This is a genomic window from Sphingomonas sp. CFBP 8760 (assembly GCF_014841615.1).
Taxonomy (GTDB): Bacteria; Pseudomonadota; Alphaproteobacteria; order Sphingomonadales; family Sphingomonadaceae; genus Sphingomonas.
Window position 1 is genome coordinate 290,885 of the sequence record NZ_JACYUG010000004.1, and the last position, 24,488, is coordinate 315,372.

At 69.0% G+C, this 24,488-nt stretch carries 26 protein-coding genes and 1 tRNA gene; 8 read left to right on the forward strand and 19 right to left on the reverse strand.

The features are described from left to right. Positions 1-3 precede the first annotated feature (3 nt). Both IFT82_RS07750 and IFT82_RS07755 read right to left on the reverse strand, forming a co-directional pair. Positions 4-225, reverse strand: a complete 222-nt coding sequence (locus IFT82_RS07750; RefSeq protein WP_192125729.1) for a hypothetical protein — start codon at positions 223-225, stop codon at positions 4-6. A 282-nt stretch (positions 226-507) separates the two neighbouring features. After that, a complete protein-coding gene (locus tag IFT82_RS07755) occupies positions 508-750 on the reverse strand; it encodes a hypothetical protein (protein WP_192125730.1) in 243 nt (80 codons plus the stop codon). 141 nt (positions 751-891) lie between these two features. Between IFT82_RS07755 and IFT82_RS07760 the strand changes: the two genes are divergently transcribed. Next, on the forward strand, positions 892-1,764 hold the full coding sequence (locus IFT82_RS07760) for an SDR family oxidoreductase (RefSeq protein WP_192125731.1): 873 nt from the start codon (positions 892-894) through the stop codon (positions 1,762-1,764). A 47-nt stretch (positions 1,765-1,811) separates the two neighbouring features. Beyond that, complete coding sequence (locus IFT82_RS07765; RefSeq protein WP_244646587.1) at positions 1,812-2,042, forward strand: hypothetical protein; 231 nt, start codon at positions 1,812-1,814, stop codon at positions 2,040-2,042. A gap of 68 nt (positions 2,043-2,110) precedes the next feature. On the opposite strand, the gene IFT82_RS07770 is transcribed toward IFT82_RS07765, so the two are convergent. From IFT82_RS07770 to IFT82_RS07780, 3 genes are all read right to left on the reverse strand, one after another. Continuing rightward, positions 2,111-2,614 (reverse strand): hypothetical protein, encoded by a 504-nt coding sequence (locus IFT82_RS07770; RefSeq protein ID WP_244646588.1) that lies wholly within the window; start codon positions 2,612-2,614, stop codon positions 2,111-2,113. Then, positions 2,580-3,776 carry a multidrug effflux MFS transporter gene (locus IFT82_RS07775; protein WP_192125732.1) on the reverse strand — a complete coding sequence of 399 codons (1,197 nt, stop codon included), beginning with the start codon at positions 3,774-3,776 and terminating at the stop codon, positions 2,580-2,582. Before IFT82_RS07775 ends, IFT82_RS07770 begins: the two co-directional genes overlap by 35 nt. Positions 3,777-3,867: 91 nt before the next feature. Continuing rightward, on the reverse strand, positions 3,868-5,382 hold the full coding sequence (locus IFT82_RS07780; protein ID WP_192125733.1) for a hypothetical protein: 1,515 nt from the start codon (positions 5,380-5,382) through the stop codon (positions 3,868-3,870). Between the two features lie 229 nt (positions 5,383-5,611). Here IFT82_RS07780 and IFT82_RS07785 point away from each other — a divergent pair, with 229 nt between their 5' ends. Further along, the gene (locus IFT82_RS07785; RefSeq protein ID WP_192125734.1) at positions 5,612-7,024 is read left to right on the forward strand and encodes an amino acid permease; all 1,413 of its coding nucleotides are present in this window, start codon (positions 5,612-5,614) and stop codon (positions 7,022-7,024) included. A gap of 24 nt (positions 7,025-7,048) precedes the next feature. Here the strand turns inward: IFT82_RS07785 and IFT82_RS07790 are convergent, their stop codons facing one another. The 3 genes from IFT82_RS07790 to IFT82_RS07800 form a co-directional block, all read right to left on the reverse strand. After that, positions 7,049-8,182 (reverse strand): MFS transporter, encoded by a 1,134-nt coding sequence (locus tag IFT82_RS07790; RefSeq protein ID WP_192125735.1) that lies wholly within the window; start codon positions 8,180-8,182, stop codon positions 7,049-7,051. A gap of 8 nt (positions 8,183-8,190) precedes the next feature. After that, the gene (locus IFT82_RS07795) at positions 8,191-10,596 is read right to left on the reverse strand and encodes a ligase-associated DNA damage response DEXH box helicase (protein WP_192125736.1); all 2,406 of its coding nucleotides are present in this window, start codon (positions 10,594-10,596) and stop codon (positions 8,191-8,193) included. Positions 10,597-10,675: 79 nt separating this feature from the next. Then, a complete protein-coding gene (locus tag IFT82_RS07800; RefSeq protein ID WP_192125737.1) occupies positions 10,676-10,888 on the reverse strand; it encodes an Rmf/CrpP family protein in 213 nt (70 codons plus the stop codon). A gap of 117 nt (positions 10,889-11,005) precedes the next feature. Here IFT82_RS07800 and IFT82_RS07805 point away from each other — a divergent pair, with 117 nt between their 5' ends. After that, positions 11,006-11,206, forward strand: a complete 201-nt coding sequence (locus tag IFT82_RS07805) for a hypothetical protein (RefSeq protein WP_192125738.1) — start codon at positions 11,006-11,008, stop codon at positions 11,204-11,206. Between the two features lie 101 nt (positions 11,207-11,307). On the opposite strand, the gene IFT82_RS07810 is transcribed toward IFT82_RS07805, so the two are convergent. Further along, the gene (locus IFT82_RS07810) at positions 11,308-11,901 is read right to left on the reverse strand and encodes a PEPxxWA-CTERM sorting domain-containing protein (protein ID WP_192125739.1); all 594 of its coding nucleotides are present in this window, start codon (positions 11,899-11,901) and stop codon (positions 11,308-11,310) included. A gap of 525 nt (positions 11,902-12,426) precedes the next feature. Beyond that, entirely contained in the window at positions 12,427-12,825 is a 399-nt protein-coding gene (locus IFT82_RS07815; protein WP_199860370.1) for a MerR family DNA-binding protein, read from the reverse strand. Between the two features lie 73 nt (positions 12,826-12,898). Here IFT82_RS07815 and IFT82_RS07820 point away from each other — a divergent pair, with 73 nt between their 5' ends. The 3 genes from IFT82_RS07820 to IFT82_RS07830 are packed head-to-tail and all read left to right on the forward strand — an operon-like array spanning position 12,899 to position 14,298. Then, positions 12,899-13,654: a glutaredoxin family protein gene (locus IFT82_RS07820; protein WP_192125741.1), complete on the forward strand. Its 756-nt coding sequence runs from the start codon at positions 12,899-12,901 to the stop codon at positions 13,652-13,654. 52 nt (positions 13,655-13,706) lie between these two features. Then, positions 13,707-14,042 (forward strand): hypothetical protein, encoded by a 336-nt coding sequence (locus IFT82_RS07825; protein ID WP_192125742.1) that lies wholly within the window; start codon positions 13,707-13,709, stop codon positions 14,040-14,042. Between the two features lie 43 nt (positions 14,043-14,085). Beyond that, the gene (locus IFT82_RS07830) at positions 14,086-14,298 is read left to right on the forward strand and encodes a hypothetical protein (protein WP_192125743.1); all 213 of its coding nucleotides are present in this window, start codon (positions 14,086-14,088) and stop codon (positions 14,296-14,298) included. Positions 14,299-14,503: 205 nt separating this feature from the next. Here the strand turns inward: IFT82_RS07830 and IFT82_RS07835 are convergent, their stop codons facing one another. The 5 genes from IFT82_RS07835 to IFT82_RS07855 are packed head-to-tail and all read right to left on the reverse strand — an operon-like array spanning position 14,504 to position 21,188. After that, a complete protein-coding gene (locus IFT82_RS07835) occupies positions 14,504-17,734 on the reverse strand; it encodes an efflux RND transporter permease subunit (RefSeq protein ID WP_192125744.1) in 3,231 nt (1,076 codons plus the stop codon). Between the two features lie 3 nt (positions 17,735-17,737). Then, a complete protein-coding gene (locus IFT82_RS07840; protein WP_192125745.1) occupies positions 17,738-18,886 on the reverse strand; it encodes an efflux RND transporter periplasmic adaptor subunit in 1,149 nt (382 codons plus the stop codon). Then, positions 18,883-20,145 (reverse strand): TolC family protein, encoded by a 1,263-nt coding sequence (locus IFT82_RS07845; protein WP_192125746.1) that lies wholly within the window; start codon positions 20,143-20,145, stop codon positions 18,883-18,885. Before IFT82_RS07845 ends, IFT82_RS07840 begins: the two co-directional genes overlap by 4 nt. Before the next feature lie 57 nt (positions 20,146-20,202). After that, positions 20,203-20,532, reverse strand: a complete 330-nt coding sequence (locus IFT82_RS07850; RefSeq protein WP_192125747.1) for a hypothetical protein — start codon at positions 20,530-20,532, stop codon at positions 20,203-20,205. An 11-nt stretch (positions 20,533-20,543) separates the two neighbouring features. Continuing rightward, a complete protein-coding gene (locus IFT82_RS07855) occupies positions 20,544-21,188 on the reverse strand; it encodes a cation transporter (protein ID WP_192125748.1) in 645 nt (214 codons plus the stop codon). Positions 21,189-21,256: 68 nt separating this feature from the next. Between IFT82_RS07855 and IFT82_RS07860 the strand changes: the two genes are divergently transcribed. Then, positions 21,257-21,658, forward strand: coding sequence for a MerR family transcriptional regulator (locus IFT82_RS07860; protein WP_192125749.1), 402 nt, complete (start codon positions 21,257-21,259; stop codon positions 21,656-21,658). 347 nt (positions 21,659-22,005) lie between these two features. Here IFT82_RS07860 and IFT82_RS07865 read toward each other — a convergent pair. The 4 genes from IFT82_RS07865 to IFT82_RS07880 all read right to left on the reverse strand — a co-directional run bounded on the left by IFT82_RS07865 (position 22,006) and on the right by IFT82_RS07880 (position 24,459). Next, a tRNA-Lys gene (locus tag IFT82_RS07865) sits at positions 22,006-22,081 on the reverse strand. A gap of 19 nt (positions 22,082-22,100) precedes the next feature. Next, positions 22,101-22,574, reverse strand: a complete 474-nt coding sequence (folK, locus tag IFT82_RS07870) for a 2-amino-4-hydroxy-6-hydroxymethyldihydropteridine diphosphokinase (protein ID WP_192125750.1) — start codon at positions 22,572-22,574, stop codon at positions 22,101-22,103. Next, positions 22,571-23,647, reverse strand: a complete 1,077-nt coding sequence (ribA, locus tag IFT82_RS07875) for a GTP cyclohydrolase II (protein WP_192125812.1) — start codon at positions 23,645-23,647, stop codon at positions 22,571-22,573. The genes folK and ribA overlap by 4 nt, the downstream gene beginning before the upstream one ends. A gap of 17 nt (positions 23,648-23,664) precedes the next feature. Further along, positions 23,665-24,459 (reverse strand): exodeoxyribonuclease III, encoded by a 795-nt coding sequence (locus tag IFT82_RS07880; RefSeq protein WP_192125751.1) that lies wholly within the window; start codon positions 24,457-24,459, stop codon positions 23,665-23,667. Between the last annotated feature and the right edge of the window lie 29 nt (positions 24,460-24,488).

Sequence of the window (24,488 nt, forward strand, 5' to 3'; positions counted from 1 at the left end):
GGTTCAGCTCGGGTGCGCGGCGCTGTCGGCGGCGTCGGCAGTATCTTCGGTCGGGATCGCCACATCGGGATCGACCGGACGATCGTCGTCCTCGCCCAGCCGCATCTGCTCATAGGCGATTTCCAGGTCGGCGACGCCGGAACCCGTGGGCTGGATCGGCAGGTCGCCGAATCCGTCGGGGCCGGTATGTCCGGAATGGGGGTGGGGATCGGTCGGGTCGGGCATGTCACTCTCCTGGGTGGATACGCCCAACGCATCAGTCGCCGTTCCGCACCATCGTCGTGGCGACGGGCGCTACGGGATCAGAGGCGCCGGCCGACCCGGACCAGCCCGACCAGCGCCAGCATCCCGACCAACAGGATACCCGCTCCCGCCTCGTACCAGAATGTCGCCAGCATATCCGTCATTGCCATCCCTCATGATGCTGCAATGCAATATGGACGTGAATTGTTACGATCCGGTAGCCGGAATCGCGATCATCCGGACCATTCCCAGCACCGCTCGCCGTTATTTGACGGGAGAACCTTCCAGTTCGCGTTCGCGGCCCTTTTTCTCGTTGCCCGCTTCGTCCGCCGCCATCGCCTCGTTGCAGTCGGTCAGTCTGGCCTGACCGGGCGCACAGGGCACCTCGTCCGGCCGCGGCCCGCCATGGCTGACGCGGTAGCCGAGGAAGCAGATCGCGACGATCACCATCAGGATCAGGCTCAGCTTCACGTCGAACGAGCGTTGGGGGTTGCGGTCGTCTGCCATGGGGCCTCCATCCGGCGGGCATGGCCGGATGCTGCGATGGTAGATCACACGGTGGACGGTGCCTAGCCGTCTCCGCCGCGCTGCCGGAGCGATCCTGTGCCCAAGTCGTTGATGCGGCTGACAACGACAGACAGGAAACCCATGCGCGATCCCCGCACCAGCCAGCCGACCAGATTCCCGGATGAACCGCAACAGCCCCGCCCCGGCCTGGAAACCACGATGCGGACCAAGCCCGATCATGGCGAGGACAGCTATGTCGGCAAGGGCCTGCTTGCCGGCAGGGCGGCACTGGTCACCGGCGGCGATTCGGGGATCGGCCGCGCGGTGGCGATCGCCTATGCCCGCGAGGGCGCGGATGTCGCGATCTCGTACCTCGCCGAGGAACAGGCCGATGCCGACGAGACCCGCGACTGGGTGGAGAAGGCGGGCCGCCGCTGCATCCAGTTGCCCGGCGACATCCGCGACCGCGACCACTGCGCCGCGCTGGTAGAGCGGACGGTGGCCGAACTCGGCGGCATCGACATCCTCGTCAACAACGCCGCCGCGCAGACGATCAACGAGGACCTCGCCGATATCGACGACGACGAGATGCAGGGCGCGTTCGCCGCGAACGTCTATGCGATGGTGCGGCTGGCCAAGGCGGCGGTGCCGCACATGAAGCCGGGCGGATCGATCGTGAACTCCACCAGCGTGCAGGCCAAGGTCGCGACCGAGAACATGATCGTCTATTCGACGACCAAGGGCGCGATCGCCAGCCTGACGATCGGCCTGTCCAACCTGCTCGCGCCGCAGGGCATCCGCGTCAATTGCGTCGCGCCGGGGCCGGTATGGACGCCGATCCAGCCGATCGCGAAACCGTCGGACGAACTGGAGACGCTGGGCAGCAACACCCCGCTCGGCCGCGCCGGCCAGCCCGCCGAACTCGCCCCCGCCTATGTCCTGCTCGCGTCGGACGAGGGCAGCTACATCACCGGCGCGCTGATCCCGGTGACGGGCGGGATGCCGATGCTCTGACCTGCCGGCCCACGACCGATCCCACCGACCGACCCATGGAGACGATGATGACCGACGATACCGCCGTTCAGGCCCGCCAGCGCGAGATCGCCAGTGAGCACCTGCTGTTCAAGCTGATGGAATATGTCGAGGCGCGCCATCCGGGGCTGCTCGATTTCATGGAGGCCAGCCTCGACCATCTCGGCGATCCCGCCACCGACGGGACCAAGGATGACAAGGGAGTACGGGAGATCGCCCGCCGCATGATCGTCGGCGCGCGCAAGCAAGGGGTCGACTGACCACCGGTACCTTTCGTTATCGCGCGTGTAGCGAGGCGATCCGGATGCCGGATTGCCTCGCTGCATCGTCAATCCCGATCCCCCTCGCGCAGCACCGCCTCGATCGTCTCCACCGGCACCCCGAACGCGCCGGCAAGACCGGTGATCGAGGCACCGCGCTTAGCCAGCGCGCGGATCCGGTCGGCATCCACCACCGTCGTGTAGCCACGCGTATCGCGCTGCTCGCGCACCACGTCCTTGCGGCCCGATCCGCGATGACGGCGGGCGGCGGCACCATGCGGATCGGCGGCGGCCTGCCGTTCCTCGTCCAGCCGGCGCTGTTCTCGCGCGGCCTCGCGGGCTTTCGTTTCCTCCTCGCGGCGGGCGGCGCGTTCCTCCATCCGGGCGGCCATCGCGGCGTCGCGGTCACCGCCCCGCGCCTCGCGCGCGGTGGCGCGGGCCGCCGCCCGGTCGGCCGGGCTGTCGTTGCTCCTGATCCTGAAGGGGGGCGAAGGCGATGCGCCCCAGCTCTTGTCCGCCATGCCGGTCGTCCGTGCCTCAGGCGGCGTGAAGGGGGCGGAACAGGCGGCCATCCTCGACCACCAGCACCACCGCCAGCACGGCGAGGCCGATGCACAGATAGCCGATCGCCAGCGGCCAGGTCGTGCCGTCATACGACTGCCCGATCAGCGACCCCACCGCGACCGCGCCGACGCTGGTGATGAAGCCCTGGATCGACGAGGCGGTACCCGCGATATGCCCGACCGGTTCCATCGCCATCGCCCCGAAATTCGATCCGCACAGCCCGATGCAGGTCATGCTGAGCGCCTGGAAGATCATGTAGGTGACCAGCGTCTCGTGCCCGCTGCCGATCACCCCCAGATGCACCACCGACAGCGCGATCAGCCCCAGCACCGCGGCCTGCGAGATCAGGCGGGTGCCGAGCCGTTCGACCAGCCGGCTGTTGGCGAACGATGCGCACCCCATCGAAAAGGCGCAGAGCGCGAACAGCAGCGTGAACCGCTCGCCCGCGCCGAATTCGTCGACGAAGATCTGCTGCGCCGACGAGACGAAGGCGATGATCCCGCCGAACGTCAGCGCCGCCGCCAAGGCGTACCCCGCCGAGAACCGGTTGGTCAGCGTCAGCCGGTACGCCCGGCCCAGCGACGCGAACGACAACGGCGACCGGCGCTCGACCGGCAGCGTCTCGTCCAGCCGCGTCGCCGCCCACACCAGTACGAACGCGGCGAACCCCGCCAGCGCGTAGAAGATGAACCGCCACGGCCCGATGCCGAGCAGCAACTGCCCCAGTCCCGGCGCCAGGATGGGCACGAGGAAGAAGATCATCTGCGCCACCGACAGCGTCCGCGCCATCTGCCGCCCGGCGAAGCGGTCGCGCACGATCGCCACCGCCAGCACGCGGGTGGATGCCGACATCAGCCCCTGCAGCACCCGCGCGCCGAGCAGCGCGCCGAAGGTCTGCGATCCCGCCGCGAAGATACTGGCTGCGACGAACCCCGCCAGCGTGGCGAACAGGATCGGCCGCCGCCCGAACCGGTCGGCCAGCGGCCCATAGACCAACTGCCCCGCCCCGAAGCCGAGCATATAGGCGGTGATGATCCACTGCCGGTGATTGGCGGTGGCGATGTTCAACTGGTGGCCGATATCCGCCAGCGCGGGCAGCATCAGGTCCACCCCCAGCGCGTTGACCGCCATCAGCGCCGCGACGAAGGCGACGAATTCGCGCGGGTGCATCGCTGCGTCAGGATTCCTGCCGTTCATCGCCCCCGACTAGGACGATGATGCGCGATCGGCAATGGCCGCCGCATGGGGCCGGGGGACCTGCCTATCTGCCGCCGCGGGCCGCGATCACCCCGCGCAGCTTGGGCGTCTCGTCGAGCGGCTGACCGGCATATTCCCGCAGGCCCCACGCGCCATAGCGGGTGATCGGACCGGTCGCGGCATAGAGCGCGAACACATCGCCGCCGCTGACCGCGCCCCATTCCTTCAGGTAATCGGCATAGATCGCCGCCATGCGCGGATCGCGGTTGATCGCCTTGACCAGATCGACCCGTTCCGGATCGACGAGGTGCTGGCCGCCTTCATACGCGATCAGGCGCTTGCCAGTGCGCTTGGCGAGGGCGGCATAGGCGGCTGCCTCCTTGGCGATGATCGAATGCGCCGCCGTCGCCATCCGGTCGACCTGCGGTCCCGTCTCGGTGCCGCCGGTCGCCAGATCGATCGAGAAATAGGGTGCGATGGCGATGGCATCCACGCTGCCGCGCAGCTTGCCGCCGTTCCAGTCCATCAGGATTTCGCCCACCCACGGATTGCCCGCCTGCGTCGCGACGACGCGAACCAGGTCGCGCGGGCGATCCGCATAGACCTTCGACCACACCGCCATCAGGTCGATGATCCGCTGCGCATAGCGATATTGCGCGGCCTGGAACGCGTTTTCGGACAGGTTCGCCGCCACGCCTTCCTTCTGCGACTGATGCGCCTGCCCGAACTGGTAGTTCCACACCTCGTTCGACAGTTCGACATAGACCGGCCGGCCGGCGGGCACCTGATCGTGAACCATCTGCGCCATGCGCTGCTGGTAATCGGCGTCGGCGTTCAGCGGTACGGTGAACCACGGGCTGGCGCCCACGGCATTGGTCAGCCCGATCTGGTATTCCAGCGCGATCCCGTCGCTGCCGCCGACCGATATGCCGCGGGGCTGGCCGCGCGTCGCCCAGATCACGGCGGCGGGATTGCCGTTGGCGCTCGACCAGTCGAGGAAGCGCAGCACGCCGAAGGGCTTCAGATAGTCGATCAGCTGCGGCGTGAAGACCGCGTCGGGCGCGTCGGTGCGCAGCCGGCAGTCGAGATCGCGGACCGGATCGGCCGCGCTCGACGATCGCAGTTCCAGCCAGACGCGGGACGGCTTGCCCGCTTTCCACGAGAAATCGAGCCGGTGATCGCCGGCGAACGGCGCCGACGCCAGCTCGCCGCCCGCGCCCAGCGACCCGGTGCCCTTCCACGTGCAGCGCGTCGCGGTCGTGCCGCCGGTGTAGACGGACGCGGGGGGGATCAGGATCGCGTTCAGCGTATGTCCCGGCTCCACCGATTTCGGCATCCCGTCGGGCCGCACCCGATCGTCGGGGATCTGTTTCCAGCTGTCGAGCCAGCCGACGCTCATCGCCTGATTGGCGAAAGTCGGCTCGTTCTGCCAGTAGTTCACCGGCGCCACGTTGACCCCGATCTTCGCGGTGCCGCCCGTGGTCGGGGCGGCACCGGATGCATCCTCCGGCCCGGCGGCAAGGACCGCGGCGGCAAGGGCGATCGCGCCGCCCGCGGCGGTCAGGCTCAGCATTCGCATCGTCGGGCTCCCGTCGTGGCTATCGGTTGCGGCCATCACCCGAAGGGCCGTCGCTGGCAAGCCGGTTGCGGCAGCGGGGGCGGATGACGGGGCGGGATGGCCGATCCGGCCCCATCGGCCGCGGGCGAAAACGGCGGCGGCGATTGCTATCGGCGTCGAATGCGGCAGACATAGCGGCTATGCCCGCTGCGCCGCAGCGCGCGGGACACGCAACAACAGGGGACAGGACATGTCGATCATCGGACCGCGCAAGCAACTGGGGGCACATGCGCCGCCGGGCCAGACGCTGGCCAAGACGCTGGGCTGGCCGCACCTGATCGCCCTGGGGGTGGGCGCGATCGTGGGGACGGGCATCTATACGCTGACCGGGGTCGGGGCGGAGCGGGCAGGACCGGCGGTGATCCTGGCCTTCGCGATCGCGGGGGCGGTGTGCGCCTGCGCCGCGCTGGCCTATGCCGAGCTGGCGACGATGATTCCGGCCGCCGGCAGTGCCTATACCTTCACCTACACCGCGCTGGGCGAGGCGATCGCCTGGGTGGTGGGGTGGAGCCTGATCCTGGAATATTCGCTGGCCTGCTCGACGGTAGCGGTCGGCTGGTCGGGCTATCTGGTCGGATGGATACAGGCGGCCGGCATCGTTCTGCCGCAGGCGCTGCTGGTGGGGCCGCACGCGGGCGGGATCATCAACCTGCCCGCGGTGCTGGTCGCGCTGGCGGTGATGGGGATGCTGGTGGCGGGCACGCGCGAAAGCGCGACGCTGAACATCGTGCTGGTCATCATCAAACTGGTGGCGCTGACCGTCTTCGTCGTCTTCGCGATGCCGGCGTTCAATGCGGACAACCTCCACCCCTTCATGCCCTATGGCTTCGCCAGCGTGGAGCAGGGCGGCACCAAGCGCGGGGTGATGGCGGCGGCGGCGATCGTGTTCTTCGCCTTTTATGGCTTCGATGCGGTGGCGACCTCGGCGGAGGAGGCCAAGCGGCCCGGCCGCGACCTGACGATCGGGATCGTCGGATCGATGCTGGTGTGCACGGTGATCTACATGGCGGTCGCGGTGGCGGCGATCGGCGCGGTGCCGTTCCAGCAGCTGGCCAATTCGCCCGAGCCGCTGGCGCTGGTGCTGCGGTCGCTGAACCAGCCCAAGGCGGCGTATCTGATCGCGCTGGCTGCGGTGGTCGCGCTGCCGTCGGTCATCCTCGTGATGATGTACGGGCAGAGCCGCATCTTCTTCGTGATGGCGCGCGACGGCCTGTTGCCGCAGCAACTGGCGACCGTCAGCAAGCGGACCGGCGCACCGACCCGGATCACGGTGCTGACCGGCATCTCGATCGCGGCGGTGGCGGGTTTCTTCCGGCTCGACGAGATCGCCGAACTGGCCAATGCCGGCACGCTGATCGCGTTCATCGCGGTGGGCGCGTGCCTGATGGTCCTGCGCCGCACCGCCCCCGATGCCCGGCGGCTGTTCCGTTGCCCGGCGCCTTATGTGGTCGGCACGCTGGCGATCCTGGGGTGCCTGTACCTGCTCTACAGCCTGCCGGGGACGACGCTGTTCCGGTTCTGCATCTGGAACGCGATCGGGCTGGTCTTCTACGTCGCCTATGGCCGCCGGCACAGCTTTGCGCGGCGGGGCCAACCGGCCTGACGCCGGGCTGTCGGCACGGGCGGGTCAGGCCCGTGCCACGCGCCGTGCCGCCAGCGAGACGAGGATCATCAGGCCGGCCAGTGTCCAGAACGCGCCCGGCAGGCCGATCCGCTGCGCCGCCAGCCCGATCCCCGCCGGGCCGGCGAGGATGCCGGCATAACCGAGGGTGGTGACGGCGGCGATGGCGATCGGGGGCGGCATCGTCCGTTGCCGCCCGGCGGCGCTGAACAGCACCGGCACGATGTTCGACGCGCCGAGGCCGACCAGCGCGAACCCCGCCATCGCGATCGTCGACGGCCCCGCGAGCAGCAGCGCGAACCCCGCCGCGGTGACGATCCCGCCGCCGAACAGGATGCAGGCCGTGCCCAGCCGGCGCACCGCCCGGTCCCCCGCCAGCCGCCCCACCGTCATCGCGACCGAAAAGATCATGTAGCCGAGCCCGCCCTGCGCCAGCCCGACGAGGCCCATGCCGGTGACGAGCAGCGCCCCCCAGTCGAGGATCGCGCCCTCGACCAGAAAGGTCGTCGCGGCGAGCAGGGCGAGCAGCAGCACGACGCCGCGCGGCCATGCGAGCGGGGTCGGATCGCCCCGTGCCGCCAGCAGGCGGGGCGCGGCGACCGCCAGTGCGGTCAGCGCCACCCCGGTGGCGACGATCGTGCCGGCCAAGGGCGACAGCCCGGCCGCCAGCAGCGCGGTCATCCCGCCCGCGCCGGCGAAGCCGCCGATGCTGAACAGCGCATGGAATCCCGACATCAGCGGCCGGCCGGCGCGCCGTTCCACCTCGACCGCGTGGACGTTCATCGCCACGTCGATCGTGCCCAGCGCCGCCCCGAATCCGAGCAGCGCGATCGCCAGCGTCGCCGTGCCGTCCGCGACCGCCAGCGCCGGCAACAGCAGCGCCAGCAGGGTGCCGCCGCCCAGGATCATCGGCCGGCTGCCCCGCCGTGCCGCCAGCGCGCCGGTGACCGGCATCGCCACCACCGAACCGATGCCCAGGCTGAGCAGCAACAGGCCGAGCGTCGCGTCGTCGATGCCCGCGCGTGCCTTGGCGAACGGCACCAGCGGCGCCCAGCATGCCATCACGAAGCCCGCGACCAGAAACGCCAGCCGCGTGGCCAGCCGGGCGCCGGCCGGATCGGACGGGGGAGGTCGGGTCATCGCGGCCCTCAATCCACCCGCATCGCCTCGGCCGCGAGCACCTCCGCCTCGACCAGCAGCGCATCGTCGCTGGCATGGGTCGACACCCGCTCGCGCCCGATCAGGACCAGCACGGGCACCGCCAGCGGCGACACCCGGTCGAGCGCGACGTGCAGCATCGTGCCGCCCGCCCGGTCGAGCAGATGCGCCAGCCGCCCGACATCGGTCATCCGCGCGCGGGCATCGTCCCACGCCGCCTGCAACAGCAGGTGGGTCGGTTCGTATTTGCGCAACACGTCGTAGATCAGGTCGGTGGAAAAGGTGACTTGCCGCCCGGTCTTGCGCTTGCCGGGATGCTGGCGGTCGACGAGACCGCCGATCACCGCCACCTCGCGGAACGCACGTTTCAGCAGGTGCGACTGCTGCACCCATTCGACGAATTCATGTTCGAGGATATCGGCGGAGAACAGCGCGGCGGGATCGGTGATCGGTTCCAGTCCGAAACACGCGATCGCATAGTCGTTGGCGACGAACCCCAGTGGTCGCAGCCCCTGCATCTCCATCCGCCGGGTCAGCAGCATGCCGAGCGACTGGTGCGCGTTCCACCCCTCGAACCCGTAGGCGACCATGTAATACCGCCCCTCGCGCGGGAAGGTTTCGACCAGCAACTGGCCTGGTTTCGGCAGGACGGAGCGACGCTCGTGGATTTCCAGCCATTCGCGCACGTCGGCGGGGAAGCGCCCCCATTCCGCCGAACTCGACAGGAAATCGCGGACCCGGTCGGCGAGGCTGGTCGACAGCGGCATCCGGCTGCCGCCGTAGCTGGGCACGCGGGCGGGGCGGCTGGTGGCGCGGACGATCAGGTCCTCGGTATCGATCTTCTCCACTTCCAGGCTCAGGCCGGCGAAGAAGAAGGTGTCGCCGTGCGACAGCGTGGCGGCGAACCCCTCCTCCACCTTGCCCAGATTGCGGCCGTTGCGGAAACGGACGGTGAGCATGGTCGATTCGACGATGATGCCGGCGTTCAGCCGGTGCTGCGCGACGAACTTGGGATGCGCGACCCGCCATGTCCCGTCCGGCTCCTCCACCAGCCGGCGGAACCGGTCATAGGCGCGCAGGGAATAGCCGCCGTCGCGGATGAAGCCGAGCACGCGGTCGAACACCTCGTCGGTCAGCGCCGAATAGGGCAGGGCGGAGCGGATTTCGTCCAGCAACGCGGCCGGCCGGAACGGCGCGGCGCAGGCGCACGCCATCACATGCTGCGCCAGCACGTCGAGCGCGCCGGGGCGGAACAGGTCCGGGTCCAGTTCGCCCGCCTCCACCGCATCCAGCGCGGCGCGCGCCTCCAGATATTCGAAGCGGTTGCCGGGCACGAGGATCGCCTGCGACGCCTCGTCCAGCCGGTGGTTGGCGCGGCCGATCCGTTGCAGCAGCCGCGACGATCCCTTGGGCGCGCCCATCTGGATCACGCAGTCGACATCGCCCCAGTCGACCCCCAGATCGAGGCTGGCGGTGGCGACAAGCGCGCGCAGCCGGCCGTCCGCCATTGCGCCTTCCACCTTGCGCCGCGCCTCCAGCGACAGGCTGCCGTGATGGACGCCGATCGGCAGCCCCTTGTCATTCGCCTTCCACAAATCCTGAAAGATCAGTTCGGCGAGGCTGCGGGTGTTGCAGAAGACGATGGTGGTGCGATGCGCCTCGATCTCGCGCATCACCTGCTGCGCGGCATAGCGGCCGGAATGGCCCGCCCACGGCACCCGGTCCTCGGGCAGCAATATCTCGATCACCGGATCGGCCCCCGCCTCGCCGATCACCAGACTGACGGTATCGATGTCGCCGTCCGGCGCCAGCCAGGCGCGATAGCCGTCGGGGTCCGCCACCGTCGCCGACAGCGCGACGCGGCGCAGGGTCGGCGACAACCGCTGCAACCGCGCCATCGACAGCGCCAGCAGGTCGCCGCGCTTGCCGGTGGCAAACGCATGGACCTCGTCGATCACGATCGTGCGCAGGCCGGCGAACATCGTCGCGGCATCGGGATAGGACAGCAGCAGCGACAGCGATTCGGGGGTGGTCAGCAGGATGTGCGGCGGCTTCACCCGCTGCCGCGCCTTGCGGTCGGAGGGGGTGTCACCGGTCCGCGTCTCCACCCGGATATCCAGCCCCATCTCCTCGACCGGGCCGATCAGGTTGCGCTGGATATCGACCGCCAGCGCCTTCAGCGGCGAGACGTAGAGCGTGTGCAGCCCCTCGACCGGCGACTCGATCAGTTCGGTCAGCGTCGGCAGGAATCCCGCCAGCGTCTTGCCCGCGCCGGTGGTGGCGACCAGCAGCGCATGATGCCCGGCGCGGCCCTCCGCCAGCATCGCCAGTTGATGCCGGCGCGGTGCCCAGCCGCGCGTCGCGAACCATGCGGCAAGGGGCGCGGGAAGATCCATTCGTTCGTGCATGTAGGAACGCGGGCGGGGTCGGGGAACGGCAGATGCCGATATCGCCCCGGTCCCGCCGGCGTATACCCTAGCCGGCGTGCGGGGTCGGCACCGGGGCGGGCAGGCTGTCGTCCGGCAGGGGCGGGGTATCGAGGCGGCCGTCGCTGAACCCTTTCAGCCACCGTTGCCGCTTCGCCAGCTCCACGCCCGGCAGATAGGGGCAATCCACCGCCAGTTGCCGGCCGTCCCGACCGGCGCGGTGGCCCTCCTGGTAGATCGCGTCGTCGTCCTGAACGCCCATGCTTCGCTCCCCTCGGCCCGCTGCGGCCATCCGGCCCCCAACGCGGCGGGCGCGGGTTCGGGCCAGACGGTTGTCGCGGGACGGTGAACGACGGTCCCGGTCCGACGTTGGTGCCGGATGAAACACGGGCACTCCACCGCCGGCCGGCCGTCATCGGATATCCAGCAGGCGCATCTTTCCCTGACGATCGGCAAGCGGATGCGCCTGGCCGTGGACGTGCGGGTGACGCCGCGGGGCCTGCTGGCGATCGGTGGCCTCGTCTCGGCGATCCTGCTGTCCACGGCCGTGGTGGTCCACAGCGCGCGGCGACCAGCCTGACGGCAAAGCGGGCGGCCTGACGGCAAAGGGGGCCGCGGACCTTACGATCCGCGACCCCCCGTGCCCGTAACCCCCCGTGCCCGTAACCCGAAGCGGTGGCGTCAGGCGTAACGGACCCGCGTGGTGCGACGACGATAGCGGGCGGCACCGCCGACCATCGCGAAACCGGCGAACATCATCATCCAGGTCGCCGGTTCGGGCACGGCGGCGGTGACCTCGTCATAGGTGAAGGTCAGCGTCCCGCCGGTCCACCGCGCATCGGGCGATACCGAGGCGTCGTTCAAACTTTCGAAATATTCGAGCCGCAGGATACCGTCGGTGCCGACGGCGAAGTCGAGACCCAGATCGGTCAGATCCGCCGAACCGGCATAGCTCCCCGTACCGGGATTTTCATCCGCGATACCCGGCGTGAAGAATACGCCGTCGCCATCGACGTCCGAACCGGTGAAGCCCAGCAACGCCTCCGACAGATAGCTCGGGTCGAAGGCGCTGATGGTGACATCGAACGCGATGCCTGTGATCCGCGACAAGGCGCCGATGTTGAACGTCTGCACGGTGTTCTGGATAGTGCCGAACGCGCCATAGCTCTGCGCGCCGGTGACATCGACGATCAGCGTCGCGGCCTCGGCCTGCGACACCGGCAGGGCGGTTCCCAAAAGGCCGGCGGCGATCACGTATCGAATGGTCTTCCCCATCACGTTTCTCCCTGTTCGGCCTCGATGGTAAATCCCGGGGATGTGGCAGGGAAAAAGGCTGGTGGGCCGCCGCCAGATGCTCGGGATCGAGTACCGACAGCAATCATGACATAAATCGCGATCACCTCAAGGGATGATTAACGGCTTGTTCATATACTGGATCAAGGCCAGCGGTGATTGTGCGATGGCGTGCACGCTGCGGCACCCTAACTTTGTCATAAGCAGATCTGGTAGGTCGTACCACCGCATCATACCGTAGCTGGGGTGCCACTCTTCAGACATTTTCAAGAGACGCGGTTTGATCGGCGTTGGCGCTGACGCTTTGCCTCACGCCTGCCGAGAGGTCATAGGACTGCACCATGCCAAGGGCAACGAGCTGGGACCTGGCTGATCACGGGGACCGCAGCGCTGCGCGAGGCGGTCGCATCGTTTTTCACGACGCGGTGAAGGCGGGTGCGGGCCGGGAACAGACCGCCGGTCTGGACGACGCGCATCGAATATGTGCCGCCCGGGCGCGTCGGCTGATCAGGCGGCGTCGAACGCCGTCAGGATCGGACAGGGTCCCGCGCTGCCGCTGCCGCATTCATGCGCCAGGCGCCGAAGCGCCGCCCGCGCTCGATCCAGTTCGGCGATCTGCTCGTCCAACGCCTTCAGCCGCTCTCCGGCAAGTTCGCGCACCCTTGCTCGATCGTCCGTGGCGTCGAGGGCCAGAAGCGCGCCGATCTGATCCAGCGTGAAGCCTGCCGCCTTGGCCGACCGGATGAAGCGCAGCCGTCGCACGTCGTCTTGGCCATAGCGGCGGATGCCGCCTGCAGTCCCGGCGCCCTGCGGCCTAGCCGGCGTGTCGATCAGGCCGCGGCGCTGATAGAAACGGATCGTTTCGATGCCGACGCCGCCTTCCGCTGCGAGTTTCGCGATCGTCATGTCTGTCACGTCTTGACCCCGGACCATGGTACGGACCCCATATGGGACCCGATCGAGGATCGGAGAAGACGAGATGGCGACGAAGAAGGCGGTGCTCCACCGCATGGTGATGCCCACCCACACGTGCCCGTTCGGGCTGAAGGCGAAGGACCTGCTCCGGCGGCAGGGATACGAGGTCGAGGACCATTGGCTGCGCACGCGCGAGGAGACCGATGCGTTCAAGGCGGAGCATGGCGTGAAGACCACGCCGCAGACCTTCATCGGCGGCGAGCGGATCGGCGGCTATGACGACCTGCGCCGCTTCTTCGGCAAGTCCGTGCCTGACCCCAAGACCGTGACCTACCGCCCCGTGGTCGTGGTCTTCGCGATGACGGCGCTGATGGCGCTCGCCGCCAGCCTGGCCGCCTTCGGCACGCCGCTGACCGTGCGCGCAGGCGAGTGGTTTATCGCGTTCTCGATGTGCGTGCTGGCGGCGCTGAAGCTCCAGAACGTCGAGAGGTTCGCGACGATGTTCCTCAACTACGACCTGCTGGCCAAGCGCTGGGTGCCGTATTCCTACGTCTATCCCTACGCCGAGGGGCTGGCGGGCGTGCTGATGGCGGCCGGCGTGCTGACCTGGCTGTCCGTTCCGATCGCACTGGTGATCGGGGCGATCGGTGCGGTGTCGGTGATCAAGGCCGTCTACGTCGACAGGCGCGAACTCAAGTGTGCCTGCGTTGGCGGTGACAGCAACGTGCCGCTCGGCTTCCTGTCTCTCACCGAAAACGTGATGATGGTTGCGATGGCGCTCTGGATGGTAGCGGCACCGATCCTGTCGGCTGGGCACTGAACAGCGACGTGCCGCACTGGCGTGACTTTTGCGTTCGTCCTACAAGCGCATCATGAGGGTCGCCCGCATCTTCCGCGTCATCGCGCTGTCAGTGCTGGCGATGATGTTTATGCTGCGTGTTGGCCCGGTATGCGAAGCAGCCGCGAACGCAGCAGCGCCACCCGCCGTCGTGCATGATGCCATGGTTGGATGCGAACAGCCTTCGGGCAAGCCGGCTGGAAAGTCTTCGGCCGCCGCGTGTGCGAGTTCATCTGTGGCGACCGATCCGCAGCGGATCGGCGACGCGACCCGGCCGATGCTTGCAGCGGTCATTCCGATCGCCTCTTTCCTCCCTGACCTGGAGGGCCGTACCGGTGGTCCCGCACCGCCGCCTCCGCGAACCGCGTGATCTAACGACCATCTGAAGATTACATTTTTCGAGGAATGCACACATGAAGACGATCAGGTTCATCGGCGCGGCTGTCGCGCTCGCGCTCGTTCCCGCCACCGCGTTCGCGGCGGCCGACTGCTGCCCCGACAAGACGTGCTGCAAGGACGGCGCCGACTGTTGCAAGGACGGCAAGGGCGACTGCTGCAAGGACATGAAGAAGGGCGGCGATCACGCCGGCCACGATATGTCCGGCATGAAGATGCCTATGAAATGAAGCTGCCGCGGGGGCCTGCGCCCCCGCCGCTCAGTTCCGCCCCTCGGGGACGGTGCCGCCGTTGGTCCGCCACGGCCGGTTCCGCCCCGGCAGTCTCAGACGAAGTGTCGCCGTCCGTCCGCGGATGCCGTCGACGGTCCGGTTCATCGCCCGTGCGATGTCCCCGATCTGCTGACGTGCGGCGATGCGTCGTCGCAGATCGTCGTCATCCTCGTCCGACCATCGTCGAGGTGGCCGTCGTGCCGGCGGCGGGTCGCCATCCGCCGAAGCGGGCGTAGAGCGTCGGCAGGACGAACAAGGTCAGCAGCGTCGCCGAGATGAGGCCGCCGATGACGACCGTCGCCAGCGGCTTCTGCACTTCCGCGCCCGCACCGTGGCCGAGCGCCATCGGCACGAAGCCGAGGCTGGCCACGAGCGCCGTCATCGCGACGGGCCGCAGGCGGGCGAGCGCCCCGTCATGGGCGGCCTGCACCCGGTCGATGCCGCGCGCCATGAGGTCGTGGATGGACGACACCATGACCAGCCCGTTGAGCACGGCGATACCCGACAACGCGATGAAGCCGACGGCGGCGGACACGGAGAACGGCATTCCCCGGAGGACCAGCGCCAGCACGCCACCGACGAGGGCCAGCGGCACGCCGGTGAAGACGATCACCGCGTCGCGCACCGAGCCGAGCGCGCCGTAGAGCAGCAGCATGATGACGGCGAAGCACACGGGCACGACGAGCAGCAGCCGATCACGTGCCGAGGCGAGGTTCTCGAACTGCCCACCCCATTCGACGTACGTGCCCGGCGGCATCTTCACCTGCGCATCGATCGCGGCACGCGCGTCAGCCACCACACCCGCCACGTCGCGGTCGCGGACGTTCGCCTGGACGACGACGCGGCGCTTGCCGTCCTCCCGGCTGATCTGGTTCGGGCCGTCGACCACCGCGATGTCGGCGACGGTGGACAGCGGCACGAAGCCGCCGGCCGAGGTCGGCACCGGCACCTGCGCCACCTCGGTCAGGTCCGACCGCGATGCCTCGGACAGGCGGATCACCACCGGGAAGCGGCGGTCGCCCTCGAAGATCACGCCCGCCTCGCGACCGCCGATCGCGGCGGCGACGGTGTCCTGCACGTCACCGGCGGTGACGCCGATCCGCGACATCGCCATGCGGTTGGGGCGGATGTCCAGCATCGGCAGTCCTTCGGTCTGCTCGATCCGCACATCCACGGCGCCGCGCGTCCTGCGCAGGATGTCGGCGATGCGGCCGGCAGCGTCGTTCATGCCGCCGAAGTCGTCGCCGAACACCTTCACCGCGATGTCGCCGCGGACCCCAGCGATCAGCTCGTTGAAGCGCATCTGGATCGGCTGGGTGATCTCGTAGGCATTGCCGGGCAGGGTCGAGAGCCTCTTCTCCATCCGCTCCACCAGCGCCTCCTTGGCGAGGCCGGGGTCGGGCCACTCGGCGCGCGGTTTCAGGATCACGAAGGTGTCGGTGGCATTGGGCGGCATCGGGTCGGAGGCGATCTCCGACGTCCCCGTGCGCGAGAAGGCGAAGCGCACCTCGGGCTGACGCGCGAGCATCTTCTCGACCTGGAACTGCATCGCCTGGCTCTGGTCGACCGAGGTGCCGGGGATGCGGACGGCCTGGACGAGGATGTTGCCCTCGTCGAGTTGCGGCAGGAATTCCTGTCCGAGCGTCGTGAACGCGACGCCGGCCAGCGCCAGCGCACCGACTGCGACGCCGAGCGTGACGCTCGGCCGCCCCATCGCCTTGCCGAGGCCCGGCTCGTAGCGGCGACGCAGCCAGCCGATGATCCGGCTTTCCTTCTCGTCGACCGGTCGGCTGAGCCAGATGGCGATGGCAGCGGGCACGAAGGTCATCGACAGGATGAAGGCGAAGACGAGTGCGATGATGACGGTCAGCGCCATCGGCTCGAACATCTTGCCCTCCACGCCGGTGAAGGTCAGCAGCGGCGCATAGACGAGGATGATGATCGCCTGACCGTAGACGGACGGACGGATCATCTCGCGGGCCGATGCCGCGACCAGATCGAGCCGCTGCCGGAGCGGCAGCGGCTCGGCTCGGCCATGCTGCGCGTCGCCGAGCCGCCGCAGCGCGTTCTCCACGATGATGACGGCGCCGTCGACGATCAGGCCGAAATCGAGCGCGCCCAGACTCATCAGATTGGCCGAAACGCCGGCCCGCAGCATGCCGACGCTGGTCAGCAGCATCGTGATCGGAATGATGAGCGCCGCGATCAGCGCCGCGCGGACGTTGCCGAGCAGCGCGAACAGCACGACGATGACGAGCAGCGCTCCTTCCGCGAGGTTGCGGGCGACGGTCGCGATGGTCGAGTTGACCAGCTCGGTGCGGTTGAGCACCGGCTTGACCACGACATCGACGGGCAGCGCGCGACCGATCTCCTTCAGTCGCTCGCCAACCCCGGTAGACACGGTGCGGCTGTTCTCGCCGATCCGCATCACAGCGGTGCCGACAACGACCTCGTGGCCGTTCTCGGAAGCGGATCCCATGCGCAGCGCCTGGCCGGTGCGGACGGTGGCGATCTGGCTGAGCAGGATCGGCACGCTCTCACGCGTGGCGACCACGGTGCGCGCCAGTTCGTCGGCGTTGCGCACGCGTCCATCCACCCGAACGGCGAGCCCTTCGCCGTTGCGATTGACGACGCCCGCACCGGCGCTGGTGTTGTTGCGCTCCAGCGCGGTGGCGAGATCCTGCAGCGTGATCCTCATCGCTGCCATCCGCTGGATATCGGGGACGACCATATACTGCTTGGTGTAGCCGCCGAGGCTGTCGACGCCGGCGAGGCCGGCGCTGCTCTTCAACTGCGGCGTGACGATCCAGTCCTGCACGGTGCGCAGGTAGGTCGCCTTGTCGGCGGCATCGACGAGGTGGTCGCCCTCCGGTGTGATGTAGCTGCCGTCCTTCTGCAGGCCGGGCTCGCCATTGCGGTGATTGACCTGGTCGAGCTCGCGATATTCGACCGTCCACATGAAGATGTCGCCGAGCCCGGTGGCGATCGGGCCCATTTCCGGGTTCACGCCCTCGGGCAGGCTCTCCTCCGCCGTGCGCAGCCGTTCGGCGACCTGTTGGCGCGCGAAATAGATGTCCGTCTTCTCGTCGAAGACGGCGGTGACCTGCGCGAAGCCGTTGCGGCTGAGCGAGCGGGTGTATTCGAGGCCGGGAATGCCGGCGAGCGCGGTCTCGACGGTGAAGGCGACCTGTTTCTCGATCTGGTCGGGCGAGAGCGCGGGCGCGACCACGTTGATCTGCACCTGGTTGTTGGTGATGTCGGGCACGGCGTCGATCGGCAGCCGCTGGATCGCGAACACCCCGGCGAGTGCCGCGGCGAGCGTCAGCAGCAGGACCAGCCAGCGCTTCTCGACGGCGAAGGTGACGATCCGGGCCAGGAGGGAGCGGGCGGGCATGGCCTAGTCCTCGTCCTTCACGTCGCCCTTGCCGAGTTCGGCCTTGAGCGTGAACGAGTTGGTCGATGCGATGCGCTCCTCGCCGGTCAGGCCGGCCGTGACGCTGACCGAACCGCCGTTGGTGCGGCCGAGCGTCACGGGTGTCGCCTTGAAGCCGGACGGCGTGCGGACGAAGACGTGCGGCTTGTCGCCGATCATCTGCACCGCGGCGGATGGCACGGCGACGCTGCGATCGCCGGTGGCCGGGAGCAGCACCGACACGCTGACGTTTTCGCCGACGCGCCATGTACCGCCGGCGTTGTCGATGGTGGCGATGACCGGCACGAGGCGGGTGGTCTCGTCGAGGATCGGGGAGACGAAGGTCACGCGGCCCTCCTGCCGTCGTCCTGCCGACGTGACTTCGACGCGTGCGCCAGGTGCGACGCGACCGGCATCGGCGGGCACCAGCGACATCGTCACCGACACCTTGGCCAGGTTCGCGACCCGAAAGATCTCGGCGTCGGCGGCAATCTGCTGGCCGAGTGTGGCGGAGCGGGCGATCACCTGACCGGAGATGGGCGAGCGGACGGTGATGCGGTTGAGCGCCCCGCCGCCGCCGCCGGTGGCCGACAATTGCTGACGGGCGAGACGTAGCGCGATGTTCGCCTCGGTCGCGGCGGTGCGGGCGGCGACGAGGTCCTGCTCAGGCGACACGCGTTCCGCAAAGAGGCGCTGCTCGCGGCGCAGGTTCGACTGGGCCAGCGTGGAGCGGGCGCGGGCGGCCTCCACCTCGGCGTTGAGGCTCGCGGCTTCGCGGCTCTCGATGATGGCCAACGTCTCGCCGCGACGGACCGGCTGGCCGAGATTGCGCGTCAGCGAGACGAGGCGGCCCCCGATGGCGGCCGAGACCACCTGCACGCCCTGCGGGTCGCCCTCGATGGTCGCGGGCAGCTCGATCGCGCCGGCGACGCCGCCCACGGTCGGGCGGGTGACTTCGATCCCTGTGTCGGCGATCTGCTGCGCGGAGAGCGTGGCGCTCATCGGATCGCCCGTGACTGCCTCTTTGGTCTCCCCGGCCTCGCTGGCTTTCTCCGCAGGCTCCGCCGATCGGCCGCAACCAGAGACGGCAAGCGCCAGGACGGCCGGCATGGCAACCTTCAGGATGCGGTTCATCGTTGATCGTCCTTGGGAAGCGGCGCGGCGGCGGTCAGCCGTTCCAGACGCGCCTGAGCATCGTGATGGGCGGCCAGCGCGTCGATCGCGGCCGTGCGGGTTTCGAGCAGCGTGCGTTCGGCATCGAGCAGATCGAGCTGCCCGAACTTGCCTTCGCGGTAGCCGATGCGGGCGATGCGGGCGGCCTCGGTCGCCGCGGCAAGCGCCGGTCCAGCGGCGTTGCGCGCCGTGGTCGCGGCGTTCTCGGCCTCGGCCTGCGCGGTCGCCACGTCCTGCTCGGCGTCAAGCAGGGTGACCCGCCGCTGTGCATCCGACTGCTCGCGCTGGGCTTCGGCCACCGCAATGCTGGCGCGCCCGTTGTTGAAGACATTGAGCGGGATGGAGACGCCGAACACCGCAGCGACGTCGTTGGTCTGCTCCAGCCGCCGCGCGCTGGCGCTGACCGTGATGTCTGGCACCCGCTGGCTGCGTGCCAGTCGCACCTGCGCGCTCGCCGTGTCGAGGTCGGCGCGCGCCGCTGCGACCGTCAGGGTGCCGGAAGTCGCCATCGGTCGCATCGTGCCGGTCGAAGGCACCGCGTCGAACCAGCTGCGATCGAGCTGTCCCACCGGCATGCCGAGCAGCCGGGCGAGGTTGCCGAACGCAGCCTTGGCCGACCGTCGCGTTCGTTCGAGCGCCCCTTCCGCAGAAATGCGCGCGACGTCGGCGCGCTGCTCCTCAAGCGGCGATGCGCGGCCTGCCTGCACCCGCACGCGGGCCGCCCGCAGCACTTCGGCCGCGATGCCTACCTGATCCTCCGCGATGATGACCCGACACTGGGCGGCGGCGGCGGCGTTGTAGGTCTGTGTCACCCGCAGCCGCAGGTCGGCGCGCGCGATCCCGGCCTGGAGACCGGCACGTCCGATCTGCGCCTCGGCGACGGCGATGCGGGCGCCGCGCTTGCCGCCGAGCTCCAGCGGCAGCGCGAAACCGAGCGTCGTCTCCGACGATCTGAGCCCCTGATAGATGCCGGTGCCGGCGACGTTCTCCGCCTCGCCGACGATGGACGGATTGGGTCGAAGGCCAGCGACGCGGCGCTGCGCCTCGGCGGCACGGATGCCGGCGTTCGCCGCGTCCTGGAATGGTGACGACGTGCCCGTCCGGTCAAGCGCCTCGGCAAGCGTGAGAACAGGCGCGGAGGCGGCGGACCGGTCGGTCTGGGCCTGCAGCGACGATGCGCAGGCGCCTGCGGCCAGAACGGCCGCGATGATGCGATGCATGGAATGCTCCTGACGGTAGTGACGCGGACGCGCGTTGGCGCGCGTCCGATCGACGCGTCAGGTCTGCGGAGGTCGGAGGTCCGCTTGGGTGTCGTGCCCGCTCAGCGCGCGGCTGCGCACGGGCTGCGGCATTGCCGACGCGACGGAGACCGGCAGGGCGGCGGCCCGGACGATCGGCGTGTTCACGTGGTGCTCGTGGCAGCTCGCGTGGTGGTGCGGATAGCCCTTGTCGGCATCGGCCGGGACCTCGTCGCCGTCGCCTGGTGCGTGGACGGCCATCTCGGTCCTGCTCATCTCGACGCCGCCTGCTTCGGCAGCATGCGCCATGCCGGCCCACGTCGTAAGGACCAGCATCAGGCACGCCAGGAAGGGCACGAGCTTGCGCATGCCTTTTCCTATCATTCCGCCGGCACCGTGTAACCCCGCCCATTGGGGACGAGTTCGGATCGCGCCTGCATGATGATCTGCACGCCGCCGCTGATACCGAGCAGGGCCATGATGCCCGCGACGATCAGGTCGGGCCAGGCGGTGCCGGTCCCGAACACGCCCGCTGCGGCGAGCACCACGGCGACATTGCCGATCGCGTCGTTGCGCGAGCAGATCCAGACCGAGCGCATGTTCGCGTCGCCGGTGCGATAGCGATATAGCATCAGCGCGACACCAGCGTTCGCCACCAGCGCGATCACGCCGACCGCACCCATGATCCCGGCCTGCGGCGTGCCGCCGTGCCAGACCGACCACAGTGTCGCTGCCAGGACGTAGACGCCCAGGATCGCGAGCGTCGCGCCCTTGAGCAGTGCCGCCCTCGCTCGCCAAGTTAGTGCCATGCCCGCCACGCCAAGACTGATCGCGTAGTTCGCACTGTCGCCGAGGAAGTCGAGCGCGTCCGCCTGCAGCGCCTTCGATCCGCCGGCCACGCCGGCGACGATCTCGGCGGTGAACATGGCGGCGTTCACGCCGAGCGCGATCCAGAGCGCCCGCCGCCACCTGGGATCGGCGGACGTCCCCTTGTTCGATGATGCGCAGCAGCTGCCGCAGGCCATGGTCGTCGCCCTTCGTGTTCGTCGTGCGACGCCCTATATGGACCCTGTAGCTGCTACAGGGTCAAGACATGAATGCGCTGACGATCGGCAAGTTGGCGGAAGCGACCGGCACCAAGGTGGAGACGGTGCGCTACTACGAGCGCGCGGGACTGATCGCCCCTCCGGCTCGGACAGCGGGCAACTACCGTTCGTATCGTCGGGAAGATCTGGATCGGTTGCGATTCATTCGCCGCACGCGCGATCTCGGCTTCTCGCTGGACGAGGTGCGCGCGCTGCTCGACATGGCTGAGCAGCGCGATCGGGACTGCGGCACGGTGGACGCACTGGCCAACCGGCACCTGGAGGAGATCGATCGCAAGATCGACGATTTGAAGGCTCTGCGTCGCGAGCTGGCCGGGGTGATCTCGAGCTGTGCCGGTGGAACAGTGGCCGAATGCAGGATCCTGGAAGCGTTCGCGCCTGCCCGCTGAATGGCGTGGACTGCCAGCCGCTTCTCGCAGCGGCATGATCAACCAGCGGCGATCCACTTATTCAGACCGCGAGCCTGTGCAGACAAACCGAGCCACCTCTGGCTGGGCAAGGGCCAATTGTCCGCCCCTTCTGTCGTATTGTCCGGCGGAATGGGTAGTGATCGAAGAACCTTGGATCTGCGGATCGACACCTTCAGTTCGATGGCCAATCCTAAGACGTCGTCGGAACTCCCTTTATTACCTTATAGGTCGACATCCGATGCTGGATTCTCGGAAAGGCAGGAGTGTCACTAAGAGCGCTGGCTTGTGACAAAGTAAGGGCGCCACAGTGTGTAACGGCATTGCGATGGTGGGTCCGCCGGGGCTCGAACCCGGGACCTCTCGATTAAAAGTCGCTTGCTCTACCGACTGAGCTACGGACCCCCGCCATCGATCCGGGCACCTAGGGGCGGGGGACGCGCCGGTCAACCTGTCCGAGCAACTGCCGCATCGTCCGCCCGGTGACGGGATCGCGCCAGCCCGGTGCGATGCGGGCGAGGGGCGCGAGGACGAAGCGGCGCTGGCGGAAGGCGGGGTGGGGGATGGTGAGCGGCCGCGTGGCCCAGCGGCCGCCGGACCAGAGGACGATATCGAGATCGATCGGCCGCGCACCCCAGCGGCGGCCGGGGCGGCGGCCCATCCGCCGTTCGATCGCCTTCAGCCGGGCGAGCAGGGCGGGGGGCGACTCGTCGCTCGTCACCAACGCGGCGGCGTTGGCGAAGCGGCGGATCGAGGGGCCGAGCGGCGCGGTGGCGATGATCGGCGAGACGGCGACGATGCCGCCGATCCGGGCCAGTGCCGCCCGGATCGCATCGGCGGGGCCGCCGTGAGGCCCGCGACGGTTGCCGCCGAGCGCGATCGCATAAGTGGCGGTCACAGCTGGTGGCCGGTCCGGTCGCGCTTGGTGGCGAGATAGCGTTCGTTGTGCGGGTTGGGCGGCAGGTGATGGGGGATGCGTTCGACCACCATGGTCCCCGCCGCCTCCAGCCCCGCGACCTTGGCGGGGTTGTTGGTCAGCAGCCGTACCCGGTCCTGCCCCATCAGCGCCAGCATCCGCGCCGCCACCCCGAAATCGCGGGCGTCGACCGCGAAGCCGAGCCGGGTATTGGCGTCGACCGTGTCGAACCCCTGATCCTGCAACCGGTAGGCGCGCAGCTTGTTGACGAGCCCGATGCCGCGCCCTTCCTGCCGCAGATAGAGCAGGATGCCCCAGCCATGCGCGGCGATCGCATGGATCGCGGCGTGAAGCTGCGGCCCGCAATCGCATTTCAGGCTGCCGAGCACGTCGCCGGTCAGGCATTCGCTGTGCAGCCGGACGAGCGGCGGGCGGCCATCGGGCTGGCCGATCAGCAGCGCGACATGCTCGTCGCCGCTGTCGGGGGCGCGGAAGGCGACGATCTCCGCATCCTCCGCCCCCGCCACCGGCAGGCGGGCGCGGGTGGCGATGCGCAGCGCCGTGGCGTCCTGATGCCGGTCGATCGCGACCGGATCGATCGTCACGTCGGGATCGATGCCGTCGATGAAGAAGGCGGGCAGCAGCCCCGCGATCCGCGCCAGGCGGATCGCCGCCAGCGACGCGACCGGGCGGTCGATATCCGCAGTGCGGAACGGCCCCTTCAGCGGGGTGGCGAGATCGAGCGCCGGATCGGCGAGCGCGACGGCGGTATCGAAGTCGAGCCACGGCGCGGGCGCGACCACCACCGGCAGATCGGGATCGGCGGCGGCGAGCTGGTTGGTCAGCTTCAGCGTCGCCGCGCGCCCGCTGGAGATCAGCACCGGATAGCGGCCGGCGGGCGCGAAGGCATCGAGCGCGCGGGCATCGGCGGTTTCCACCGCCAGCAGGGTCAACGCATCCTCGCCGGCCGCATGGATCGCGATCGGCCAGCCGCGCCGGATCGCATCGATCGCCCGTGCCACGCTGCGTCCGTCGTTCGAGGCGCGCGCATCGATCAAGCCGGGGCCAGCGGTCAAAAGGCGAACTCGGTCATGATCGGGATATGATCGGACGGTTTCAGCCAGTTGCGGCAATCCTCGAACACGGTGTGGCCGGTCGCCTGCGCCGCCACGTCGCGGGTCGCCCACATATGGTCGAGCCGCCGGCCGCGATCGGAGGTGGCCCAGTCCTTGGCGCGGTAGCTCCACCAGGTGTGGAGGCGCGCGGGGGCGGGGTGGAAATGGCGGCCGAGATCGATCCAGTCGCCCGCCGCCTGCAACGCCGCCAGCGTCTCCACCTCGACGGGGGTGTGGCTGACCACGTCGAGCAACTGCTTGTGGCTCCACACATCCTCGGGCAGCGGCGCGATGTTGAAGTCGCCGGTCAGGATGGTGGGGCCGGCGAGGCCCGCCGACCAATCGGTCATCCGGCCGAGGAAATCGAGCTTCTGCCCGAACTTCGGGTTCGCCTCCCGATCGGGCACGTCACCGCCGGCGGGGACATAGACGTTTTCCAGCCGGACGCCGCCCGGCAGGCGGACACCCAGGTGCCGCGCCTCCTGATTCGCCTGCCAGTCCAGCCGGTCGTCCGCCTCCAGCGGCACGCGCGACACGATCGCGACGCCGTGATGCATCCGCTGGCCGTGGACGATGATCCAGTCATACCCCAGCGCCCGGAACGCGGCGCGGGGGAAATCCTGATCCACGACCTTGGTTTCCTGCAGGCACAGGATATCGGGCTGCACATCCCGCAGGAAGCGCTCGACGATCTCGATCCGGAAACGGACCGAGTTGATGTTCCAGGATACGATCTTCACGCGCCGGTCCATAATGCCGCAGCGGGCGCCCGGAAAGTCAT

Excerpts from the sequence above, each read along its gene's own strand:
- IFT82_RS07750 (WP_192125729.1), bottom strand. The coding sequence starts at position 225 with ATGCCCGACCCGACCGATCCCCACCCCCATTCCGGACATACCGGCCCC.
- IFT82_RS07755 (WP_192125730.1), bottom strand. The coding sequence starts at position 750 with ATGGCAGACGACCGCAACCCCCAACGCTCGTTCGACGTGAAGCTGAGC.
- IFT82_RS07760 (WP_192125731.1), top strand. The coding sequence starts at position 892 with ATGCGCGATCCCCGCACCAGCCAGCCGACCAGATTCCCGGATGAACCG.
- IFT82_RS07765 (WP_244646587.1), top strand. The coding sequence starts at position 1,812 with ATGACCGACGATACCGCCGTTCAGGCCCGCCAGCGCGAGATCGCCAGT.
- IFT82_RS07770 (WP_244646588.1), bottom strand. The coding sequence starts at position 2,614 with ATGGCCGCCTGTTCCGCCCCCTTCACGCCGCCTGAGGCACGGACGACC.
- IFT82_RS07775 (WP_192125732.1), bottom strand. The coding sequence starts at position 3,776 with ATGCACCCGCGCGAATTCGTCGCCTTCGTCGCGGCGCTGATGGCGGTC.
- IFT82_RS07780 (WP_192125733.1), bottom strand. The coding sequence starts at position 5,382 with ATGCGAATGCTGAGCCTGACCGCCGCGGGCGGCGCGATCGCCCTTGCC.
- IFT82_RS07785 (WP_192125734.1), top strand. The coding sequence starts at position 5,612 with ATGTCGATCATCGGACCGCGCAAGCAACTGGGGGCACATGCGCCGCCG.
- IFT82_RS07790 (WP_192125735.1), bottom strand. The coding sequence starts at position 8,182 with ATGACCCGACCTCCCCCGTCCGATCCGGCCGGCGCCCGGCTGGCCACG.
- IFT82_RS07795 (WP_192125736.1), bottom strand. The coding sequence starts at position 10,596 with ATGGATCTTCCCGCGCCCCTTGCCGCATGGTTCGCGACGCGCGGCTGG.
- IFT82_RS07800 (WP_192125737.1), bottom strand. The coding sequence starts at position 10,888 with ATGGGCGTTCAGGACGACGACGCGATCTACCAGGAGGGCCACCGCGCC.
- IFT82_RS07805 (WP_192125738.1), top strand. The coding sequence starts at position 11,006 with ATGAAACACGGGCACTCCACCGCCGGCCGGCCGTCATCGGATATCCAG.
- IFT82_RS07810 (WP_192125739.1), bottom strand. The coding sequence starts at position 11,901 with ATGGGGAAGACCATTCGATACGTGATCGCCGCCGGCCTTTTGGGAACC.
- IFT82_RS07815 (WP_199860370.1), bottom strand. The coding sequence starts at position 12,825 with ATGACGATCGCGAAACTCGCAGCGGAAGGCGGCGTCGGCATCGAAACG.
- IFT82_RS07820 (WP_192125741.1), top strand. The coding sequence starts at position 12,899 with ATGGCGACGAAGAAGGCGGTGCTCCACCGCATGGTGATGCCCACCCAC.
- IFT82_RS07825 (WP_192125742.1), top strand. The coding sequence starts at position 13,707 with ATGAGGGTCGCCCGCATCTTCCGCGTCATCGCGCTGTCAGTGCTGGCG.
- IFT82_RS07830 (WP_192125743.1), top strand. The coding sequence starts at position 14,086 with ATGAAGACGATCAGGTTCATCGGCGCGGCTGTCGCGCTCGCGCTCGTT.
- IFT82_RS07835 (WP_192125744.1), bottom strand. The coding sequence starts at position 17,734 with ATGCCCGCCCGCTCCCTCCTGGCCCGGATCGTCACCTTCGCCGTCGAG.
- IFT82_RS07840 (WP_192125745.1), bottom strand. The coding sequence starts at position 18,886 with ATGAACCGCATCCTGAAGGTTGCCATGCCGGCCGTCCTGGCGCTTGCC.
- IFT82_RS07845 (WP_192125746.1), bottom strand. The coding sequence starts at position 20,145 with ATGCATCGCATCATCGCGGCCGTTCTGGCCGCAGGCGCCTGCGCATCG.
- IFT82_RS07850 (WP_192125747.1), bottom strand. The coding sequence starts at position 20,532 with ATGCGCAAGCTCGTGCCCTTCCTGGCGTGCCTGATGCTGGTCCTTACG.
- IFT82_RS07855 (WP_192125748.1), bottom strand. The coding sequence starts at position 21,188 with ATGGCCTGCGGCAGCTGCTGCGCATCATCGAACAAGGGGACGTCCGCC.
- IFT82_RS07860 (WP_192125749.1), top strand. The coding sequence starts at position 21,257 with ATGAATGCGCTGACGATCGGCAAGTTGGCGGAAGCGACCGGCACCAAG.
- IFT82_RS07880 (WP_192125751.1), bottom strand. The coding sequence starts at position 24,459 with ATGGACCGGCGCGTGAAGATCGTATCCTGGAACATCAACTCGGTCCGT.